The organism is Gemmatimonadaceae bacterium, from assembly GCA_036496605.1.
Taxonomy (GTDB): domain Bacteria; phylum Gemmatimonadota; class Gemmatimonadetes; order Gemmatimonadales; family Gemmatimonadaceae; genus AG2.
Map to the genome: position 1 here is coordinate 24,262 of DASXKV010000011.1, position 19,803 is coordinate 44,064.

General features: G+C 62.9%; 15 protein-coding genes. 9 read left to right on the plus strand and 6 right to left on the minus strand.

Annotation, left to right across the window (positions count from 1 at the left end; all coding sequences use genetic code 11):
• Positions 1-3: 3 nt before the first annotated feature.
• The 4 genes from VGH98_04830 to VGH98_04845 all read left to right on the plus strand — a co-directional run bounded on the left by VGH98_04830 (position 4) and on the right by VGH98_04845 (position 4,894).
• Positions 4-1,104, plus strand: a complete 1,101-nt coding sequence (locus VGH98_04830; GenBank protein HEY2375278.1) for a zinc-binding dehydrogenase — start codon at positions 4-6, stop codon at positions 1,102-1,104.
• A gap of 98 nt (positions 1,105-1,202) precedes the next feature.
• Positions 1,203-2,375, plus strand: a complete 1,173-nt coding sequence (locus VGH98_04835; protein ID HEY2375279.1) for a hypothetical protein — start codon at positions 1,203-1,205, stop codon at positions 2,373-2,375.
• 79 nt (positions 2,376-2,454) lie between these two features.
• Complete coding sequence (locus tag VGH98_04840) at positions 2,455-4,311, plus strand: methanol/ethanol family PQQ-dependent dehydrogenase (GenBank protein HEY2375280.1); 1,857 nt, start codon at positions 2,455-2,457, stop codon at positions 4,309-4,311.
• 55 nt (positions 4,312-4,366) lie between these two features.
• Positions 4,367-4,894, plus strand: coding sequence for a c-type cytochrome (locus VGH98_04845; protein ID HEY2375281.1), 528 nt, complete (start codon positions 4,367-4,369; stop codon positions 4,892-4,894).
• 1 nt (position 4,895) lies between these two features.
• On the opposite strand, the gene VGH98_04850 is transcribed toward VGH98_04845, so the two are convergent.
• Together VGH98_04850 and VGH98_04855 are read right to left on the minus strand one after the other, a co-directional pair.
• A complete protein-coding gene (locus tag VGH98_04850; protein ID HEY2375282.1) occupies positions 4,896-5,426 on the minus strand; it encodes an SRPBCC family protein in 531 nt (176 codons plus the stop codon).
• Positions 5,426-5,902 (minus strand): MarR family winged helix-turn-helix transcriptional regulator, encoded by a 477-nt coding sequence (locus tag VGH98_04855; protein ID HEY2375283.1) that lies wholly within the window; start codon positions 5,900-5,902, stop codon positions 5,426-5,428. Before VGH98_04855 ends, VGH98_04850 begins: the two co-directional genes overlap by 1 nt.
• 257 nt (positions 5,903-6,159) lie before the next feature.
• Here VGH98_04855 and VGH98_04860 point away from each other — a divergent pair, with 257 nt between their 5' ends.
• The 3 genes from VGH98_04860 to VGH98_04870 all read left to right on the plus strand — a co-directional run bounded on the left by VGH98_04860 (position 6,160) and on the right by VGH98_04870 (position 9,187).
• On the plus strand, positions 6,160-7,401 hold the full coding sequence (locus VGH98_04860; protein ID HEY2375284.1) for a C40 family peptidase: 1,242 nt from the start codon (positions 6,160-6,162) through the stop codon (positions 7,399-7,401).
• 40 nt (positions 7,402-7,441) lie between these two features.
• Complete coding sequence (locus VGH98_04865) at positions 7,442-8,479, plus strand: PDZ domain-containing protein (protein ID HEY2375285.1); 1,038 nt, start codon at positions 7,442-7,444, stop codon at positions 8,477-8,479.
• Between the two features lie 120 nt (positions 8,480-8,599).
• The gene (locus VGH98_04870) at positions 8,600-9,187 is read left to right on the plus strand and encodes an outer membrane beta-barrel protein (protein HEY2375286.1); all 588 of its coding nucleotides are present in this window, start codon (positions 8,600-8,602) and stop codon (positions 9,185-9,187) included.
• Between the two features lie 98 nt (positions 9,188-9,285).
• Here the strand turns inward: VGH98_04870 and VGH98_04875 are convergent, their stop codons facing one another.
• Positions 9,286-12,726, minus strand: coding sequence for an amidohydrolase family protein (locus VGH98_04875; protein ID HEY2375287.1), 3,441 nt, complete (start codon positions 12,724-12,726; stop codon positions 9,286-9,288).
• 213 nt (positions 12,727-12,939) lie between these two features.
• Between VGH98_04875 and VGH98_04880 the strand changes: the two genes are divergently transcribed.
• On the plus strand, positions 12,940-14,727 hold the full coding sequence (locus tag VGH98_04880; GenBank protein HEY2375288.1) for a hypothetical protein: 1,788 nt from the start codon (positions 12,940-12,942) through the stop codon (positions 14,725-14,727).
• Between the two features lie 19 nt (positions 14,728-14,746).
• Here VGH98_04880 and VGH98_04885 read toward each other — a convergent pair whose 3' ends face one another.
• Together VGH98_04885 and mrdA are read right to left on the minus strand one after the other, a co-directional pair.
• Positions 14,747-16,858, minus strand: a complete 2,112-nt coding sequence (locus VGH98_04885) for a hypothetical protein (protein HEY2375289.1) — start codon at positions 16,856-16,858, stop codon at positions 14,747-14,749.
• Between the two features lie 110 nt (positions 16,859-16,968).
• The gene (gene mrdA, locus VGH98_04890; protein ID HEY2375290.1) at positions 16,969-18,747 is read right to left on the minus strand and encodes a penicillin-binding protein 2; all 1,779 of its coding nucleotides are present in this window, start codon (positions 18,745-18,747) and stop codon (positions 16,969-16,971) included.
• Between the two features lie 176 nt (positions 18,748-18,923).
• On the opposite strand from mrdA, the gene VGH98_04895 reads away from it, so the two are divergent.
• Complete coding sequence (locus tag VGH98_04895; protein HEY2375291.1) at positions 18,924-19,451, plus strand: DUF2059 domain-containing protein; 528 nt, start codon at positions 18,924-18,926, stop codon at positions 19,449-19,451.
• Here the strand turns inward: VGH98_04895 and VGH98_04900 are convergent.
• Entirely contained in the window at positions 19,414-19,803 is a 390-nt protein-coding gene (locus VGH98_04900) for a hypothetical protein (protein HEY2375292.1), read from the minus strand. The two genes, VGH98_04895 and VGH98_04900, sit on opposite strands and share 38 nt — an antisense overlap.

Sequence of the window (19,803 nt, forward strand, 5' to 3'; positions counted from 1 at the left end):
GCAGTGAAGCAAACGTACCGGGCCTGCGTCATGCCCGGTGCGCACCAACCGCTCGAGATTCGTGAGCTCCCTGCTCCCGATCTCGAGCCCGGTGCGGCGCTGCTCCATACGATGTACTCCGAGGTGTGCGGCACCGACGTGCACCTGCATCATGGCCGTCTGGACGTTCCCTTTCCAATCGTCCCCGGCCACGTATCGGTCGGGACCATCGCCACATTACGAAACGGCAACGTCAAAGTCCGCGATGTGGAAGGGGAGCTATTGAAAGAAGGCGACGTCGTCACCTTCCTCGATGTCCACGAGACGTGCAACGCCTGCTATCACTGTCTCGTGGCCCAACAGCCGACGCGCTGCACGAAGCGTCGCGTCTACGGCATCACCTACAGCGCGAACGATGGCTTGTTAGGCGGCTGGGCACAGGGTATCTGGATGAAGCCCGGTGTGAAGATGATCCGTCTGCCGAAGAATCTCACGCCGGAGACATTCATCGGCGGCGGCTGTGGTCTTGTTACCGCGCTTCATGCCATCGATCTCGCTCACGTTAGGCTGGGCGAGTCTGTCGCCGTCCTGGGCGTCGGACCGGTTGGGCAATCGATCGTGGCTCTCTCGGCGCTCTCGGGCGCGAGCGATGTGATCGCCGTCGGCGCGCCGGACGATCGTCTCGCCTTTGCGCGCCGCATGGGAGCAACGCAAACACTCGGCCTCGACCTAACGAGTGGCGACCGCGTTGCCGCAGTGCGTGATGCAACGAGGAGCCGCGGCGCCGACATCGTGATCGAGGCGAGCGGCAGCGCTGACGCAGTGTCCCAGGCGCTCGACATGGTGCGTGACGGCGGACGCGTCGTCATCTGCGGCCACTACACCGACAACGGTCCCGTCCAGATTCATCCCCACTGGCAGATCAACCGCAAGCACGTCGAGATCCACGGCTGCTGGGGATCGCAGTACCATCACTTTCACCGCGCGGTGCAGCTCGCGTCTCGATTTGCCGATCGCGTGCCCTGGGCCGAAATGGTCAGCGGACGGTATGAGCTCGATCATGCCGGTGACGCTCTCGCAGCCGTCGAATCGCGAGCTGCGATCAAGGCGCTGATCGTGCCCTGACCGCTCTCCGCGATAACGGTTGGTCCCGGCCGAGCCGGTGTCCGCAAATGGGACGGCGCGAGTTGCGCCACCAGAGCGGTTTTGCAGTATTGCGGGCGATGTACTCGACTTGCCTCTTCTGCAACACATCACTCGGGACCAACGACCAGATAGCGGCGTTTCCCGTCGGCCATCGCCTCGCGTACGACCCCGCGCGCGGACGGTTCTGGGTCATTTGCATCCGTTGCGGACGATGGAACCTCTCGCCTCTCGAGGAGCGCTGGGAGGCGATCGACGAGTGCGAGCGCTTGTTCCGCGGAACACGTTTGCGCTACTCGACTGACAACATCGGTCTCGCCCGCATCGCCGAGCATCTCGAGCTCGTGCGCATCGGGCCTGCCTTGCTGCCCGAGATCGCGTCGTGGCGCTACGGCGCCAGGATCGAGCGCCACGCTGCCGAGACCAATGGCAGTCGGCAGAGGAAAGCACTCGTCCGCGGCGGCGCTCGGCTTCCCGTCTGGATTGCGCGTCGCGCCGCCGCTGCTCTTGCCGGGTACGCGACGACCGTCGGCTTGAGCGATGAGGCGATGCTCAGGCTTCGCACCTTTCGCCGCGGCGACGCCGTCCTGGCGCGTGCCCTCGACGAATCCGGCTTGCCCATCGTCATTCGTTATGCACACCTCGGCGCCGCCGAGCTGATTCGCCCGGACCGTGATGCGCCGTGGCGGCTCGTCGTTCGCCACGATAGCGGCGTCTCGCGACTTTCCGAAGGCACTGGGCTGCGCACCGCGGGCAAGATGCTCGCCTCGCTCAATTTTGGCGTCGCGAGCAACGCGGAAGTGCACCACGCGATCGCGAAGCTCGACGAAGCGGGCGATCGCGAAGGCTACTTCTCGCGTGTGGCCTCGCTCGCGATGCGCACGCATTGGGGACGCGTCCCGGACGCGCCGGACGAGGGACTCATCGAGCCGGCGGGGTCCAGCTTCGCCGAGCGCATCGCACTGCAGCTCGCCAACCGATCATTCTGGGGGCGCGGTGGTACCGGCAGCGACGAGACGACACCACTTTTCCGGCTGCCCTCGGTGGATCGTCTCGCGCTGGAAATGGCATCGAACGAAGACATCGAGCGCCGCGCCCTCGAGGGCGAGCTCGCATCGCTCGCCGAAGCGTGGAAAGAAGCAGAAGAGATCGCGCACATCTCGGACGAGCTGTTCGCGGACGAAGTGTTCGAGGAATTCAAGCTACAATACAAGCAGCGTGTGAGACGGGCTGACGAGACGGACGGAGAGTGAGGTGCTTGGTGCGAGGGTGATAGGTGTTGGCCTTGCGCCGTTATCCTTCTAGCACCCATGACCTAGCACCTCTTCATCAATGCTCAGGGTCCTAATGCGAAAATGGCACGTCTTCGTCGTCTCGCTAGGTGTTGCGGCCTGTAAGCAGGTAGGAACGAACGCCGACACGACCGCGGCGCGGAATGCACAGAGCGGCACGCCGATCGTGGCGGACGCGCGCATCGGCACGCCAAATCCGCCAACGGGCGTCGCCGAAGGCGACTGGGCGATGCCGGCGCGCGATTACGCGAGCAGCCGATACAGCTCCCTCACGCAAGTCACGTCCGCGAACGCCAAGAATCTCAAGGCATCGTGGACATTCTCGACCGGTGTACTGCGCGGCCACGAAGGACAGCCGCTGGTCGTGAACAAGACGATGTATCTGGTGACACCCTACCCTAACGTCGCCTACGCCATCGATCTCACTCAGCCCGGATATCCGCTGAAGTGGAAGTATCGGCCGGAGAATTCACAGGCTGCCGTTGGCACGGCGTGTTGCGACGTGGTCAACCGCGGCGCGGCGTACGCCGAGGGTAAGCTCGTTTATAACTTGCTCGACGGCCACACGGTCGCCGTCGACGCCGAGAACGGCAAGCAGCTCTGGCGCGTGCAGATGGCGGATCTCAATCGCGGCGAGACGATCACGATGGCTCCGATCATCGTGAAGAACCGTGTCATCGTTGGCTCGAGCGGTGGCGAGATGGGCGTCCGTGGCTGGATCGCCGCGCTCGACCTCGCTACGGGTCGTGAGCTCTGGCGCGCCTACAACACCGGCTCCGACGCCGACGTCAAGATCGGTCCCCGCTTCAAGCCGTTTTACGCAACCGAGCGTGGCAAGGACCTCGGCCTAACGAGTTGGCCCGGTGACGCGTGGAAGATCGGCGGCGGCGCGGTGTGGGGCTGGCTCTCGTACGACCCGGCGCTCAACCTCGTGTATCACGGAACGTCGAACCCGGGACCGTGGAACCAGGATGTCCGCCCCGGCGACAACAAATGGACGTGCGCGATTCTCGCGCGCGATGCCGACACTGGGGAACTTGTCTGGGCGTTCCAGGTCACGCCGCACGATCTCTGGGATTACGACGCGGTCAACGAGAACATCCTCGTCGACATGCCGGTGAAGGGACAGGCGCGCAAAGCCCTTGTCCACTTCGATCGCAACGGCTTTGCGTACACGTTGGATCGAGCCACTGGCGAGGTTTTGCTCGCGCAGCCCTTCGTCCCGATGAACTGGGCGAAGTACATCAATCTGCAAACTGGCCGTCCGGAAATCGATACGAGTAAGGCCACGAAGCAAGGCAAGCTCGTGAAGAACATCTGCCCGTCGCTCGAGGGCGGAAAGAACCAGCAGCCGGCAGCGTTCTCGCCGCAGACGGGACTCTTCTACGTGCCGACGAACAATCTCTGTATGGATTTCGAAAGTCGGCCCGTGAGCTACATCGCGGGAACGCCGTACATCGGTGCAAACGCCCCGGAGACGGGCGGTCCCGGCAACTACAAAGGCGAGTTCATCGCGTGGGACGCGGCGAACGGACGGAAAGTCTGGGGCGTTCCTGAGCCGTTTCCGGTCTGGGGCGGCGCTCTCGTCACGGCGGGTAACGTCGTTTTCTACGGCACGCTGGATGGTTGGTTCAAGGCCGTGAACGCGCGCACGGGCGAGCTGCTCTGGCAATTCCGCGTCGGATCGGGAGTCGTTGGGAATCCGATCACGTACCTGGGCCCGGATGGCAAGCAGTACGTCGCGGTGTACTCGGGCATCGGTGGCGATATGGGTTTGCTCATCGCCGGCGACGTGGCGGCAAACTTGCCATTCGATGTTCGCGAACGCGGGACGACGCTGCCAGATCTGGCGCGATACACGTCATGGGGGGGAATGCTGTTCGTGTTCGCGCTGTAAGCTGGCATCTCGTGGGTCCGACGACTCGATCACGAATTACGCGCGGGGGCTCGTTATGCGGCGATGGCTTGGCTGGACGGCAATGGCATTCTTGGGCGCCTTGGCCGCATGCGCCCGAACCGGTGACGCCGCCGAGGCGCGCGAGCCCGGGATTGTTAGGCGCCAACAGCAGGCGACCGCCGCGCCGCCCACCTTCGTTCAACACCCTGACAACATCCAGCCCGGGCTCACCCTCCACGGCGGATTCGCCCAGCTCACCAATCCCTTCGACGGCGATCGCGGAAAAATCAAGGAGGGCGCCGCGCTCTTCGTCTCCTACAATTGCATGGATTGCCACGGCGCCGACGGCTCCGGTGCGATGGGACCGAGCCTCGCCGACGGGCGCTGGCATTTCGGTGGAACCCCTGGCGAAATCTTCCAGTCCATTTACGAAGGGCGGCCCGAGGGCATGCCCGCGTGGGGAGGTCGCATCGCCGACGACCAGATCTGGCGACTCGTCGCCTATGTTCAATCGTTAGGCGTTGGCAAGGACGTCTCGACCGAGAACTTCACTGGCAAGACGATTCAGAAGATGGGACACTGATTCATCGACCGGCAGCGTTTTCGGCGACCTCGGGAAATCGCGTCCCCACCGCACTCAGGTATTGCTTGATCGTCGCGTCGTGTCCCATCACGAAACGCGACACGAATCGAAAGATCGGATTGTACACCTCGCCATCCTCGGTAATCCGAAGTGTCGTCGCGCCGTCCCCTGCCGGTGTCAGCTCGTAGGTCCACGCACCGCCAAAGGGAAGATTCGTGTCTGCAATCCGTCCGACGAGCAATTCATCCGGGACCGATCGCTCCACGACATAGGTAATCGGCGGTCCGTTCTTCGTTTTCTCCCGCCAGCGTGCGCGCCCATTGTCGTCGGGAAGGACTTCGACTCCCGCTACCTCGCGCCGCCAGACGGGGAACGAGCCGACGTCCGTGATCAGTCCGAATAACGCGCGAGGCGACGCCTTGTAGGTCCTCGCGACGCTCGCACTGTGACGAGCCGGCAGCATCCAACCCCCCACGGCGATAATCGCGATTACCACGACGAGCGTCCCGATGCCGATGTACACAAAACGCATCAGGTCCTGCCTCCTTTCGAGGACGCGATGCCCTCGCGAAAACGCCGGCACGCATCGGCCAGCGCCGTGAATCCGGCGGCGATTGCGGCGCGATCCGCGTGTGTCGCACAGCGAAGCACCGCCTCGAGCCTGACCGCTTCGAGGACCGACGTATCGCGTACGGCCCGAAGTCCTTCCAGCGTCAGGAGAATGCCCACTTGGCGTCCGTCCCCCTTCGCGCCGGCGACGCGACGGACATAACCAAGGAGCTCGAGCTTCTTGAGTGCTTCCGAAAGCGTCGACCTCGCAATGGCGAGATGCCGCGCAAGTTGCGCCGGCACACGCGCTGCATCGGGGCTGCAGTGGGCAAGGATCGCCGCGTCTCGTTGCGAGAGTCGGTGATCCGTTGACCGCTTCCGCTGGTGCCGCGTGTGACACGCGTGGTACACCTGCGGGTAGGTGAGCTGAACCTGTTCGACTGCTTGATCGAGCGTCATACCGGCAAGGTAGGACGGCGCAGGCGTATTCGTCAAAGGAACAATGTGGAGGTCGTGAGATAACTCCCGCCGTTAGGCGGAGACTGGCCGCCCGGCGAATCAGTCCATCGAAGGACAACAATCCCAAAGATGCCGCACTGGGGAGGGTCCCTCGGTATTGGTTGAAAGCCATCGCGTTAGAACCGTGAATTCGTAGGGGTTTGGCAACGTCTGTGTGTCTAGAGCAAGAGCGACCACGAGACAGCTGAGGCAGAATTATGAAGCAGCTAAAGATTTCAAGCCACCGTGCCCTGCTCGTTGCTAGCGCTCTGATGTTGTTCTTTCCCCAACGACCACTCACCGCGCAAGGACCAGGTCTGTTCGACTTCTTTTTCGCGCGGAAGGACTCACCGACCGATCCTCTCTTCGCCGGCCTGAGCCTCACTGGCTACAGTGGTGTCTGGGGATTCCGAGTGGGCGGCGCACTCAACTTCAACAACGGCGACAACGGTTCCAGTCAGAACGACCCGTACAATTACCGCTGCGATCGATCTCAATGTCGGTACTACGGCGGTCAGAGCTACGACTACGGCTATGGTTTGCCGATTGGCGTCAGCGGCTGGTCCGTCGACGCGGATCTGATTCTCGCTCCATTTCGCAATTTGCCAGTCGGTAAATCAATTCTGCTCGGCTTTTCGCCGTATGCCTTCGTCGGCATTGGCGGCGTGGGTGTGAGTCCCAACAATGCGCCCGACACGAGCCAGGCGACGTGGAGCTACGGAGTCGGCGTTCATCACGATGTGCTTGGCTGGCTCGGTCTGAGTGCGGAGGCGCGCAGCCGCAGGTCGTTACATAGCGACAGCGTCATCGCAATTGGCTCGACACGCAATTGGGAATTCCGCGCGGGATTGTCGATCAGCTTCGGTGGACATCATGAAGAATCGGTCGCAACCACCGCGACCGGAGTCATCATGCCTATCGAGTCTGCGGAACTGGATCATTTCGAGACGGCGGAGTCGGCGGCACGAATTACTGCCCGAGTTCTCGATCGTGCAGAGGGTTTGGTGGAAACGCCGTACCTCCTGGGCGGGACGGATCCAAATACGGGATTTGACGCGGCGGGGTTCGTGCAGTACGTCTTTGCACAGGAAGGCGTGTCTTTGCCGCGCACGGCGCACGCGATGGCAGAACTGGGCGATGAAATCTCGACGCAAGCTGGTTCGCTGCGTCCTGGTGATTTGCTCTTCTTCGGCAACGATGGAACCAACATCGATCACGTCGCGATCTTCGCCGGTCACGACCGAATCATTCACTCGACGGCGAGTGGAGGTGGCGTCCGCTACGACGTACTCGATGAAGGTCGGCGTGGCGAGTGGTTCTCGAACCATCTGATCATCGCGCGTCGAATCGTCGCCGAAGGCAAAGCACGGCCGCGCGTGCGGCAAGACGACTCGCGCGGCGAGGGCGAGCTCGATCCACCGGATCAGGCGCCGCGCTCCAATCGCTCGAGTGAAGAATAGTCGCTGGAACCGACAATCGATTGTTCAACAGGAAGCAGACATGAGAGGATACACAACATTGTTCGCCGCGGCGGTGCTCGCTCTGAGCACCGCCCCGTGCTCCGCGCACGCGCAATTTCGCCGCTTTCCGACTGATCAAGGATCGCCGCGGCGCACGAGCACGAACACGCCCAGCGACAACGATGCGCCTGATACGCGCACGTTGCTCGGCCTCACCCTCGGATCATCGGGCACCGATCGCGACACCTTGGGTCTGCTCGTCACCCAAGTGATGCGCGACGGGCCCGCGGATCGCGCCGGCATCGATGAGGGGAATCGCCTCGCCGACATCGATGGCGTCAGCTTGCGGCTCGATCCGTCAGACATCGGCCGTACCGGCGCGGCCGACGCCGTGATGCGCCGGCTGAACCGCACGCTCAAAGGCTTGCGTGATGGCGAACAGGCGACAATTCGTCTCTTCGGCGCCGGTCGCTTCAAAACCGTCACGGTCCAGGTGAGCCTACCAACGCCTAACGGTGGGATCACGGCGGCAACGCCGATGGCGACTCCACCATCGGCTCCCACCGCCGTCGCCGTCGCCACCGATGCATCGACTCGCGCGAACACGGTGGCCACCGCGCTCCAGACGCTCGCCGATCTGCAGGCGCAGCTCCGGCGCATGTCCGACGACGAAGGCATGTCGCCGCTCGGCGACTCGCTCGCACAGTCGGCGCGCGATCTCGCCGCGATTCAGCGGCGGCTTCGTGCCGCGCAGGAGATGCGTCGTCGCAACGACGACGTCGGTGATCGCTCATCGACGCGCCGTGCTGGCAACGTCGACGTTCCCGGGCTCACGCTAAGCCCGGTGAGCGACGACCTCGCCGATTACTTCGGCGATGGCAGCGAGCGTGGCTTGCTCGTGCTACAGGCGGATGCCTCGTGGTCGCCAATTCGGAACGGCGACGTGCTCCTCAGCATCGATGGCGCGCCGGTGAGCGCCGATCGTCTGCGGGCCGCGTTGGAATCGCGTCAGCCCGCGCGCCTCGATTTGCTTCGTCGTCGCCGGCAGATGACCGTCACGCTAAACGGTCGCGAATAAGTTCACGAAGGCGAGCACAACAGGACCGAACTGGAACGGGGAGTGCGAGAACGATGCGCCGACAACGTCGGCGCACCTGATCGCGCCCCGTTCTTCAATTCGACCCTCGGAGATCTGGCAATGACCGCACGTCCCCGTCACCTCACGTTACGAACATTGCTTTCCATCAGTGGCTGTATTCTCGCGGCCGACATCACGTGTCCCAAGAACGTGCAAGCCCAGCTTCCGGGCTCCACGAGCTATTCGTTCACCGCCGCCGCCGGCCTCGCGGTGCCAACAGGTGACCTCTCGAACACAGTGAACTCGGGCTACAACGTCTCGGTCGCACTGGGAATGCATCAGGCGCTCACGCCCTTTAGCCTGCGCGTCGAGGGCAGCTTCACCGAGATGCCATGGAGCGACAACACAGGCGAGTCCGGCGCAAAACATCGCATCTTCGGACTCGCGCTCGACGGTCTCTTTAACGTCGGCACGCCGTCGACGAATGGGGGACTCTATCTCACGGGCGGTGTCGGGACGTACGGCACAAACGACGTGAACACCTTTTTCGGTGACACGAATCGTGACTGGAATTTCGGCTTCAACGCGGGGCTCGGCTACTATCTCCCGCTCACCGGGTTCAGCGTGATCTTCGAAGGCCGCTACACGTACATCGGTAGCAACCCGAGTCAGAGTTTCTTTCCGATTACGGTTGGGGTGACGTTCTAGAGTAGAGGGTGAAGAGGGCTGAGGGTTGAGAGCTGCGGCAGAGGGTTTCACTCTCAACCCTCTGCCCGCAACCCTCTGCCCTCAACGCTCAACCCTCTTCAGGGCGTCCCCGTACTCACCGCGCCCGGCGCGCCGTCCTGCCACACGAAGTGCTGCAGCGCCTTCTTCGTCGGGTACACCTCGTCGAGCGTGTTGCCGTCGTACATCCGCCCGTTCTTCATCACGAATCGAATCGCATTCGTGTTCCTGATGTCATCGAGCGGATTCTTGTCGAGCACGACGAGATCGGCGAGCTTGCCATTCTCGATCGAGCCGAGGTCGGCGCCCATACCGATGCCCTCGGCGCCGAGGATCGTGGCGGTGCGCAGTACGTCGTGGTTCGACATACCGCCAGAGGCCATCATCCACATCTCCCACTGGTAGCCGAGACCCTGGAGTTGCCCGTGGCTACCGATACCGATTCGGCCCCCAGCCTCGACGACCTTCTTCGCGAACTGCGCGTGTAACGGGAACGCGTACTCTTCGTCCATGAACCAGCCGCCTGGTCCCGGGCTGCCGCCTGAGCCGAGTCCTCGACGACGTGTCTTCGCGTCGAGCTCTGCTTCCGGTGTGAAGCGACGGAGCTTCGCGTCGCCGTGCACGTCGGTGTGAGTGTACCAGTAATTCTCACCAAATGGCCCGCCGTACGACACGATGAGCGTCGGCGTGTTCGTCACGCCCGTCTGCTTGAACAGCTGGACGACGTCGTCGTACAGCGGCGCGATCGGTAGCGCGTGCTCGATGCCAGAATATCCGTCTATGGCGTGCGTGAGGTTGAGCTTGAAGTCGAGGCCGCCCTCGGTTGTCGGCATCAGGCCGAGGTCTTTCGCCGCCATGATCACCCACTCGCGCTGTTGGCGGTTGCCTGTCATGTACATCTTGAGCGTTTTCGTATCATAGTACGTCGCGTACCGCTTCAGCACGTTGCGCGTCTGCTCGAAGTCCTTGAGGTTCTCGCCACTGAACACGCCCGGGCCCGTCGAGTAGATGCGAGGGCCGATCATGTGGCCGGCCTCGACCTCGTCCTCGTACGTGAGCACATCCGTCGTCGCAGTCTGCGGATCGCGCGTCGTCGTGACGCCGTATGCCAGCTGCGCGAGGTACTGCCACACCTGCGCCGTGTGAATGCGCGGAATGAGCCACTGTGGGTGATAGTGAATGTCGACGAAGCCCGGCACGATCGTCTTTCCGGCGACGTCGATCACCTGCGCCCCTGCCGGCACGGTGACGCTGCCCCGCTTACCGACGGCGACGATGCGATTCTCGTGGACGACGATGTCCGCATCATCGATGACTTCGCTTCCCTTCATCGTAATCACGCGGGCGCCGCGCAGCACCGCGTTGCTTTGCGGAATGTCGCGACTCACGCCAATCGTTATGCGGCGCTCCACGGGCTTGTATCCCGTCGGCGCCGGAGCCTTCTTCGTCGAATCTGGCTTCGTGCTGTCCGGCTTTGCCGCGGGCGTGACGGATGCGCTGTCACCTTTCGCACGTGCAACGACCTTGAGACTGTCGTCGACGACCTTTGCACGATCCAGGTCGAAGGATACGAAAGCGTTCCCGATCGCCCAGTGCACGCTCTTACTATCCGCGCTCCACGCCGGAAACTCGCCGCCGATGTCGGTCAGGCGGCGCACGGGGAATGAAGCCGCAGCCGGATTCGCGACGGAGACCGTGGGCGTTGGGCCGCCGAGGTACGGAACGGTCACGACGTAGATGTCGTTGCCGACCTGCGCCAGCGCTCGGTCGCCGTGAGGAGCCATGACAACGGCCGCCGCGGGCGGGGGTGTTGGGTTCTGCTCCAGCTCATAGTGCGTCGGCATCGGCATGTCGACGCTCGTCGTATGATCGTCGTCGAGCGTGCCCGCTGGCGGCAGCGGACCCGTGACCTTGATGAGCGACTTTACATCGGTGCCGTCCCACCGCATGGAGACGAGGCCTTCCTCCTGACTGTACGCGAAGATCCGCGTCGAATCGCTCGTGAAGTGGGGATGCGTGCGGTTCCCACTCGGCCCGATGACGACCATGTCGCCGCCACTCGCCGGCACCCATACGAACTCCGTCCCCAATCCACCGCCGAAGAAGCCTAACGCTTCCTGCATATCGCGCGCGGCTGCTTTCACCGCGACGATCCGCTTCGCGTCTGGCGACCAGGCGATCTGGGAGTAGAGGGCAGGCGCCCTCGTCAACTGCTGCGGCGCACTCTTGCCGTCCGCGGCGACCCTGTAGATCTGGCCGCCGGCCTTGTCGTTCCAGGTTACGAACGCGATCGACTTGCCATCGGGAGACCAGGTTGGATCGAACTCGCCGACATCCTCGGTCGTGACGCGTCGCGGCGCACCGTTAGGCAAATCCGCAAGATAGAGCCGATTCAATGTCACGAACGCGAGTCGCTTGCCATCCGGCGAGGGCGCGATATCGCGAATCTGATGCGCCGTGAAGCTCCCCGCATCGTCGACCTTGTAGGCGAAGCGCACTTCCGGACCCACGTCGACCGACACGTCCGCCGTGAACGAGATCTTCTCCGGCTTCGACTTGTCGACGGGCACGCGCCAGATCTCACCGCCGTAGGAAATGACCACGGCCTTGTCGTCCGGTGTGAACGCATAACCCGGCAGCACGTCGAGCGGAGCGCGCGACTCCTGATCGTCGCGCTGGATGGGATAGATCAGCCAATCCTCGACACCACTTTCAACGTTGCGGATGCGCAAACCCGTGTTCGTCTCGAAACGCGTGCCGTACACCAGCCACTTGCCGTCGTGCGACAGTTGCGGCCGGAAGGCCGAGCCGTAACGGGATGACATGACCGTGTTCGTTCCCGTTTCACGGTCATAGACTGCGAGCTGGTACTGCGGGAAGATGGCGTTGTATTGCCAATCGCCCTGCCGCCGCGCGTACCAGACGTAACGTCCGTTGTGGCTCACCGTCGGGCCCGTGACCTTGAGCGCCGCCGGCTCGCGCACCAACGCCGCACCCGATCCGCCGTCGACGTGATAGATCCAGAGCTTCGCCGCGCCGCCAAGGCCGCCCGACTTCGCCGCGACGATGTACTTCCCGTCCGGCGTGAACTCCGGCGACGTGTACAGGTTGTCGTTTCCCTTCGTGAGCTGGACGGTATCCCGTTTGTCGAGCGACAGCGTCCAGATGTTATCGCCGCCGCTGCGGTCCGATACAAAAACAATCTTCTTGCCATCGGGACTGAAACGGGGCTGGACGTCCATCGCGAGGCCGCTCGTTAGGCGCGTCGCCGTCCCGCCCGTGATGGGCAGCGTATAGAGGTCGCCGAGCAGGTCGAACACGATCGTACGGCCATCCGAACTCACGTCCAGCGAGATCCAGGACCCCTTCGTTGTCGTGAAGTTCACGTGTCGCGCGACGCTCAACGGTAAATCGGGCTTCTTTCCTTTGATGGCGTCAGGCTGTTGGCCGCGTGCGGCAGCGGGGATGCTGGCGAGCAGGAACGCCGCGCCGATCCCGAGGATACGACGGAGTGACCGCATGATGATACGGGTAAAGGGTGGCGTTGCGAGGGCGGAGGGAATCGCGGCCCAATATGCCGGCCGAGTGCGCTTCAACGCCAGTCAGGGCCTGGAAGTTGACGAATCGCAAACGAATCGCGCCCGTCGATGAGGGGTAGACGCACCTTCACGTGTCTGAATCTGGAACGTCAAACCATCCTGATATCCGTTCTCGATCCATCAGTTCTCAATTCCATGCACAGAAATCCGCTCTATTCGCTGGCGATTGCCATTATTGCAGCCGCCGGTTGCTCGAGTCACGACTCCACGACGGGGCCCAATACCACGTCATTTGCGAACAATCCCTGCTCGATTAGTGGGACGCTGCAGCTGAGCGTCGCGCAGACGGCCGTCGCCGATTGTACCAATGGCGGCACGACCCTCACCGTCGCCGGCAATGGGGCGAGCTACCTTGTGGTCGCTCAGTTTCCTGTCGATCTCGTACCGGACAACTTCGTCCAGTATCACGTGAGCTCGGGAACGGCGATCTCCGCGTCCCTTGGTCTCCCCAAGACGAGCCCATTCGCCGCCCGTGCGAACAACTCCCTGAGCTCGGCCGCCGCGCAACTCGCGATAATGCGACCGCGCGCGAAACAGCTCGCCTTCGATCGAATGCTCCGCGGCCGCGCGCGACAGCAGCTCGAGAGTGGCCGTTGGAAGCCCTCGCTTTCCCTGTCGCGCGCGGTCACGGCCAGCAAAGCGCAAGCATCGATCAGCGCGACGAGCGTCCCGGCGCTCGGGAGCGTCCGTAATTTTCAGGTCCTCTCGAACGCTACGGGCACAGCGACGTCGACGGTATCGGCGCGTCTCGCCTACTCGGGCACCGACGTGTTGATCTACGTCGACACGCTCGCTCCCGCCAATGGGTTCACCTCCGCTCAGCTCCAGGCGTTCGGTCAACTGTTCGACCAAACGCTCTATCCGATCGACATCGCGGCCTTCGGTCCGCCATCCGACATCGATCAGAACGGGCACGTGATCATGTTGATGACTCCGGTTGTCAATGGGCTCACGTCAACGGCCGACTGCGCGTCGGGCTACGTCGCGGGTTTCTTCGACGAGGAAGATCTTGGCGGCGGACCGAACGACCCCACCTCGAACAACGGCGAGATATTCTACTCGATCGTGCCCGACCCAAACCACACGAAGAGCTGTACGCATTCCGTCGATGACGTGGGCTCCAGTGTGCCGGCGGTGTTCATGCACGAGCTGCAACATCTCATCTCCTTCTCGCAGCACGTCCTCATCCACGGTGGTGACCCCGAATACGGCTGGCTCGATGAAGGACTGAGCATCGTCGCCGAGGAATTGGGTTCGCTGTACTACGAGAACAAGTGTCCGGGCACGGCCTGTCGCACCGATCCGAGTCAGCTCTTCCCCGATTCGTCTCAGGGCTTCATCTCCGACTTCCTGTACGACTCGTATCAGTATGCACTGCTCCCTGACACCGCGAGCGTTACGCTGCACAGCGACGCGGATGATGGATTTTCCTGGCGCGGTGGTGACTGGCTGCTCATGCGCTGGCTGGGCGACCAGATGGGTCCGGGTATCTTCAAGCGGCTCGACGAGAATACGCTCACGGGTGTCGCCAACATCGTGAATGTGAGTGGCCAATCCTTTCCGTCACTCTTCGCTAACTTCGGCTTGTCGCTCGTGACGGACAGCCTTCCTGGACAGCCACGCACACTCGCACCGGCGGCGGATCGGTTCGTGACGCGCAACGTTCGGCAGCTCTGGAATCGTTTGTATGTCACGTCGGGAGGAAGTTCGGACGTCCCGCTCCCCTATCCAGTTCAGCTGTTCGCGATCACCGGCGATACGTCGACCGCAATCATGGATCCAGGCACTGGATCCTACTTCCGGCTCGATACGCCGACGAGCGCCGCAACCGTGACGATTCAGTTCGCCGGCCCCGGCGGCGCCGCCTTGCCCGCCGCGGTGCATCCGCAGCTCAGTATCTTCCGTCTGCCATCAGGTCAATGATGCATAACGAGCTCCGCCGTCAGCGTGTCGAGATGGCTGCGGAGGTTGCGAGCGACGTCGAATAGGGCACGAACGCGATCGACGTGTCCGTGAGCGACGCGGGAGGACGATAGCGATACCACGCCCGGTCGCCGAAACGCTCGCGCAGCAGCTCGTCTCTCGGGCCAAGGTCGCGCGCGAACACGACGTCTCCTCCAATGCGTCCGTCAGGACCGATACGCTGATTGGCGAGAAAGAGCGCGTACGGCATGCTCCCGAATGCGTCTTGCTCGACTTCGCGAAGACACGCGGGTGTCGGCGACGAGCCTCGCACGAGCGCGATCGTCTGATCAGCTGCGAGCCCCGGTACCAGTTGAGCCTTGCCGAAACGGCGCGCACGCGTCAGCACACGGCTCTGGCGCTCGCCGGCAGTGCGAGCGGGCAGACTGTCTTCAGCATCCAGAGCGGTCTGTAACGCGCAGGCATCGAGCGTACTGGCGACGTGATCCGCCTCGAACTGCTGCACCCCGAGCACGCGCAGTCGCGCCAGCAGCCGGCCGCGCCAGGATTCGTTGACGAACACCAGGGCGTGATGCAGTCCCGCCTGACGAATCTGCTCGTCGACGTCCGTTTTGAGCTTCGTGCGCTGTTCGCGATAGAGCAGGACGCGAGCGCCCGCGCTCGAGATGCCTAACGGTCCAAGCCACGACACGACAACGCAGAGTGGAAGCACGAGGAGAGTCACGCGTCGAGCCACCGGTATCTCACGCCACGCGTACGACGCAATGGCTGGCGCCTGCGCCGCGAAATAGACGAATGCGGGCAACGCGGTGAAGAGAAAGCGCGGCCCGGCGAAGAAGCCATCGAACCAGTACGCGCCGTATCCCGCGAGAAATGACGTCGCGAGTGCCGCGAGTAGCACGTCCCATCGGGATGAAATTTTCGTCGCGACAAGCCCGAGCACCCCAACGAGAACGATGACGAGCGCCGGAATCGGCCACTCGAAGAGGAACCGGTCGAGGCGCATCAGATAGCCCGATGCGAGAATCACGCCGTGCAACGGCGTGTGCAACTCGCCATTCGGTGCGAGGTGAAAGCCAATGCGGTGCGCGGCCCCGTTCAGCGCGTCGTAGCCGAAGAGGAATGGATCACCTGTCGTCCGCGCATTTGCCCAGAGGAGCAACACGACCGGCACGGCAGCCGTCGCAATCTGAATGCCGATGTCGCGCCAACGCTCGGATGCACTCGTGAGGCGCCACAGCTGAAAGCCACCTATCACGAGGCCGACCAGCGCGGCGTCCAGTGGACGCACGGTCGCGACGATGCCTAACGCGACCCCGATCATGCCGGCGCACATCCATCGCTTGCGCAATGTGGTCGCTCGATCCCAACGCGTCAGCGACGCCAGTGCCAGCATCGAGAACGCGAGCGCTGGCACGTGGTCCATCTGGCTCGCGCCCATGATCAACACCATTGGACTCAACGCGAAGAGCAGCGTTGTCGAACGCGCCGAGAGCTCGTCGACGACATCGGTCGCGAAGCGGTACATCTGCCACGTAGCGAAACCAAGCAGCAGTGGATTCACCAGCCAGGCTGCGCCCGCCGCCAGACCCACCGCCACGAACGCTGGACCGCCGATCGGATATTGCGAGAACCAGTGTCCTGCCTGATCGATGACCGGCGCGGTATTGAAGAACTCTCGATGCGCTTCGGCGGCGAGCATCAGCCGGCCCGAGAGCAGAATTCGGGCGTGCCACAGCTGCGCCATTTCGTCGCTCGTGAATGGCTGGCCGGCGAAGCAGTACTGGGCCAGCACGGCGCTGAGCACAAAAGCAAACGCCGAGACACCGACCGCGAATGCCCGCGCGGATGGTCCCAGCAACAGTTGGCGCGCGCGCCCGAGGAGACCATCCACACGCCGTCCACCCACGATCGCAGCGCCTAACGCGATTGCGACCACGATGCCGCCACGAATCATCCATTCGCGCACCGCACCGCCCCACCACCCGATTGCGCGGCCGTCCGTCAGCAGATTCGCGAGCGGCACGAGGCCAAGCACTGCGCAGAGCGCGGCGAAGCCGCCGAGCGGAGCGGCTCGAAGCAGTTGATCTCGCCGAGGGGCGTCCGGTTTCTCCAAACGTGGCGCGGACATCTGTCGCTCTCATGACGCCCGGTCCGCGCAACCCGTTACCAAACAAAAAGGCTCGGCGCGATGAATTGCGCCGAGCCCCATCGCCTAACCTCCAGCCCCTAGCCTCTCACTCATCCCTCGGTTTGCAGCGTGCTCGTGATATTCGAGTGCAGATAGTGCGCGATGATCGCCGAGGCGATGTTCGCCGCGCGCGTTCCGTGGCCGCCGAACTCCAACATCACCGCGACGACAATCTTTGGATTGTCGGCTGGGGCGAAGCCCACGAACCACGCATGATTCAGTTCGACGCCGTTCTTCCGCGTTCCGCTCTGCGCCGTCCCTGTCTTTCCCGCCAGAAGGCCCTTGAGCGCCTCACCCGCGACCGCCGCGGTTCCACCAGCCTGCGCGACGTTGGCCAACGCCGTACGCAGCTGATTCATCTGGTCGACGCTCAGGTTTAGTACCTTCGTACGCTCTTCCTTCTCGCGCGCCACGTGCGGCTTGGCGGCGTAGCCGTCAGTCGCCAGGGCCGAGTAGAAATGCGCCATGTTCACGACCGTCTGTGAGTTCTCACCCTGACCGATCGCGAGGTTCAGCGACACTGCCTGCGTCCAGCCGCCAGGATATTTCTCGTTGTAGTACTGCACCGTCGGCGGGAAGCTCGGCCGACGCTCCTCGGGAAGGTCAATTCCCGATTTCTGCCCGAAGCCGAGGTTCACGCCGCCGGCGACGAGCCGTGACACCTGGAGTCTCAATCCGAGCTGATAGAAGTAGACATCGCACGACTTCGCGATCGCGCCACTCAGATTCAAACTGCCGTGGCCATTCTTGTCCCAACAGCGCCAGGCGCGGTTGCCGAAGTAGTAGTAGCCTTTGCACGGCTCCGGCATGTGCTCGTTGAAGTTGACGGCATTGTTCTGAAGGGCGATTACGGCCGTTGCGAGCTTCCAAGTCGAGCCGGGCGGATACGTTCCCTGCAGTGCCTTGTTGTAGAGCGGCTTTCGCGGATCGGTGCGCAGCGAGTCGTAGTATTCCGACGAGACGCCACCGATGAAGCGATTCGGATCGAAGCTTGGCGCGCTGTACAGCGCGAGCACTTCGCCACTCTGCGGAACCATCGCCACGACGCCGCCTTGCAGTGAATCAGCGAACAGCTTCGCGACGAACCGCTGCAGATCCAGATCGATATTCGTGTACAGTGGCGGCGCGCCGACCGGGTCCAGCTGTCGGTCCGTCACCTCGCGCAGCACGGAGTTGCGTGCATCGACCTCGACGAATCGGCTGCCCTCGCGGCCCCGTAGCTCCGTCTCGTATTGCTTCTCGAGACCCTGCTTACCGATCTGTTGTCCCGCCTTGTAGCCCTGATATTGCGGTGATGCGAGCTCGCTCTCGTTGATTTCGCCCGTATACCCGACGAATGCCGCAACCGCGCCAGAATCCGGATAGTACCGCTTCGGTGCGGATTGAATGATCAAACTTGGAAAATCGATGCGATGCTCCTCGAGCACCGACACGACGTCGAATGACGCGTCAGGTATGATCACCGCGGGACGCGCACGATCGCGACGATATCGCCGAATGGCGGCGTCGATTTGGTTTGGCGTGAGCTCGATCGTTCCCTTCAGTCTCACCAGCGTCGCGCGGAGTGAGTCCTCCGATTTTGGCAACAGCGAGACCGAGTACCCCACGGCATTTTCGGCGATGATGCGGCCAGCGCGGTCGTAGATGATTCCCCGTGCCGCCGGCAGCGGCACTTCACGCAGTCGATTTTCCTCCGACTGCAGAACCCATTGCTGATTGCGAAGGATTTGCGTGCGGAAGAATGCGCTGAGCAGGAAGCCGATCACGATCAACAGCAGCACGCTCGCCTGCCGGCCGCGGCGCGCGACGTCGTTCGGGTGGAAACTCATGCTGAAATCATAATCGACGTTCGACTCGGCGTCCCCGCACTACATCACAGTTCGAGCTTGATCCGCTTTCACAGAGACACTGACGAGCATGGCCTCCCCGCGATACGACCTATTGCGCACTGGTCTACTCAATCTTCGTCAGAGAGTTTTCACCAGTCCATCGCATCGAGGTACGCGTGAAAACGGCCGCTACTCTACTCATCAGCCTGCTCGCCGGTTCCACGGTGGCGGCGCAATCGCCCGCCGCGAGACCGGCGGCGGACACCGTGATCAGTGGAAGTCACTTCGCCGCTGCAGAGCAGTTTCTCGAGGTCGCGCAGACCGAAAAAGGTCTACGCGACGGAATTCGGATGTACTTCGATGCGCAGGTGCAGCAGAATCCGCTGATGACGCCATATCGCCCGACGATGGAAGCGTTCGCCGCGAAGTATCTTGTCTGGAGCGATCTCAAGCCCCGCCTCGCCCGCATCTACGCGCAAGCTCTTACCGAGGATCAGCTCCGTACCGCGATTGCCTTCCAACAGTCACCGGCAGGACAGGCGTTCACGGCGCATCAGGCCGAGCTTCAGGTGGCGCTCATGCAGATCGTGCAGGAACAGCTGCGTGCCCATGGCAGCGAGCTTCAGGAGATGATCCAGGCTCGAGCCGCCGAGCTGGACAAGCAAACTAGTCCCGCGAGTAAGAAGCCGCGCGAGGATCGTTAGGCTTCGCGCCGTCGTTCTTTCCGAGAACGCTGTGCAACCGGCGCTGCAGCGTCAGTGTCGTACCGAGGTCGGAGAGAAGATTCAGTGTTCCGACTCGGCGATCGGCCGGAAGACCGACTCCATGGTCGTCCTCGCCGCAGATGAGCCACCAGGTATCCACGTCATAGCCGCGTACGATCGCCGATAGCGCAGCGAGACTCGGGCGGCTGGTCTGGCCGGCGAGTATCACTCGCAGGTCCGCTTCGCGAGTGCCGATTCGCCGCGCGGCAGTCGCGACATCGCCTCTGTCAAATCGATCGACCAGCTCGCGAACGCGAGCAGCCAGTTCTCGCCCCTCGATTGCCTCTGACAT

Excerpts from the sequence above, each read along its gene's own strand:
- VGH98_04835 (HEY2375279.1), top strand. The coding sequence starts at position 1,203 with ATGTACTCGACTTGCCTCTTCTGCAACACATCACTCGGGACCAACGAC.
- VGH98_04840 (HEY2375280.1), top strand. The coding sequence starts at position 2,455 with ATGCTCAGGGTCCTAATGCGAAAATGGCACGTCTTCGTCGTCTCGCTA.
- VGH98_04845 (HEY2375281.1), top strand. The coding sequence starts at position 4,367 with ATGCGGCGATGGCTTGGCTGGACGGCAATGGCATTCTTGGGCGCCTTG.
- VGH98_04850 (HEY2375282.1), bottom strand. The coding sequence starts at position 5,426 with ATGCGTTTTGTGTACATCGGCATCGGGACGCTCGTCGTGGTAATCGCG.
- VGH98_04855 (HEY2375283.1), bottom strand. The coding sequence starts at position 5,902 with ATGACGCTCGATCAAGCAGTCGAACAGGTTCAGCTCACCTACCCGCAG.
- VGH98_04860 (HEY2375284.1), top strand. The coding sequence starts at position 6,160 with ATGAAGCAGCTAAAGATTTCAAGCCACCGTGCCCTGCTCGTTGCTAGC.
- VGH98_04865 (HEY2375285.1), top strand. The coding sequence starts at position 7,442 with ATGAGAGGATACACAACATTGTTCGCCGCGGCGGTGCTCGCTCTGAGC.
- VGH98_04870 (HEY2375286.1), top strand. The coding sequence starts at position 8,600 with ATGACCGCACGTCCCCGTCACCTCACGTTACGAACATTGCTTTCCATC.
- VGH98_04875 (HEY2375287.1), bottom strand. The coding sequence starts at position 12,726 with ATGCGGTCACTCCGTCGTATCCTCGGGATCGGCGCGGCGTTCCTGCTC.
- VGH98_04880 (HEY2375288.1), top strand. The coding sequence starts at position 12,940 with ATGCACAGAAATCCGCTCTATTCGCTGGCGATTGCCATTATTGCAGCC.
- VGH98_04885 (HEY2375289.1), bottom strand. The coding sequence starts at position 16,858 with ATGTCCGCGCCACGTTTGGAGAAACCGGACGCCCCTCGGCGAGATCAA.
- mrdA (HEY2375290.1), bottom strand. The coding sequence starts at position 18,747 with ATGAGTTTCCACCCGAACGACGTCGCGCGCCGCGGCCGGCAGGCGAGC.
- VGH98_04900 (HEY2375292.1), bottom strand. The coding sequence starts at position 19,803 with ATGTCAGAGGCAATCGAGGGGCGAGAACTGGCTGCTCGCGTTCGCGAG.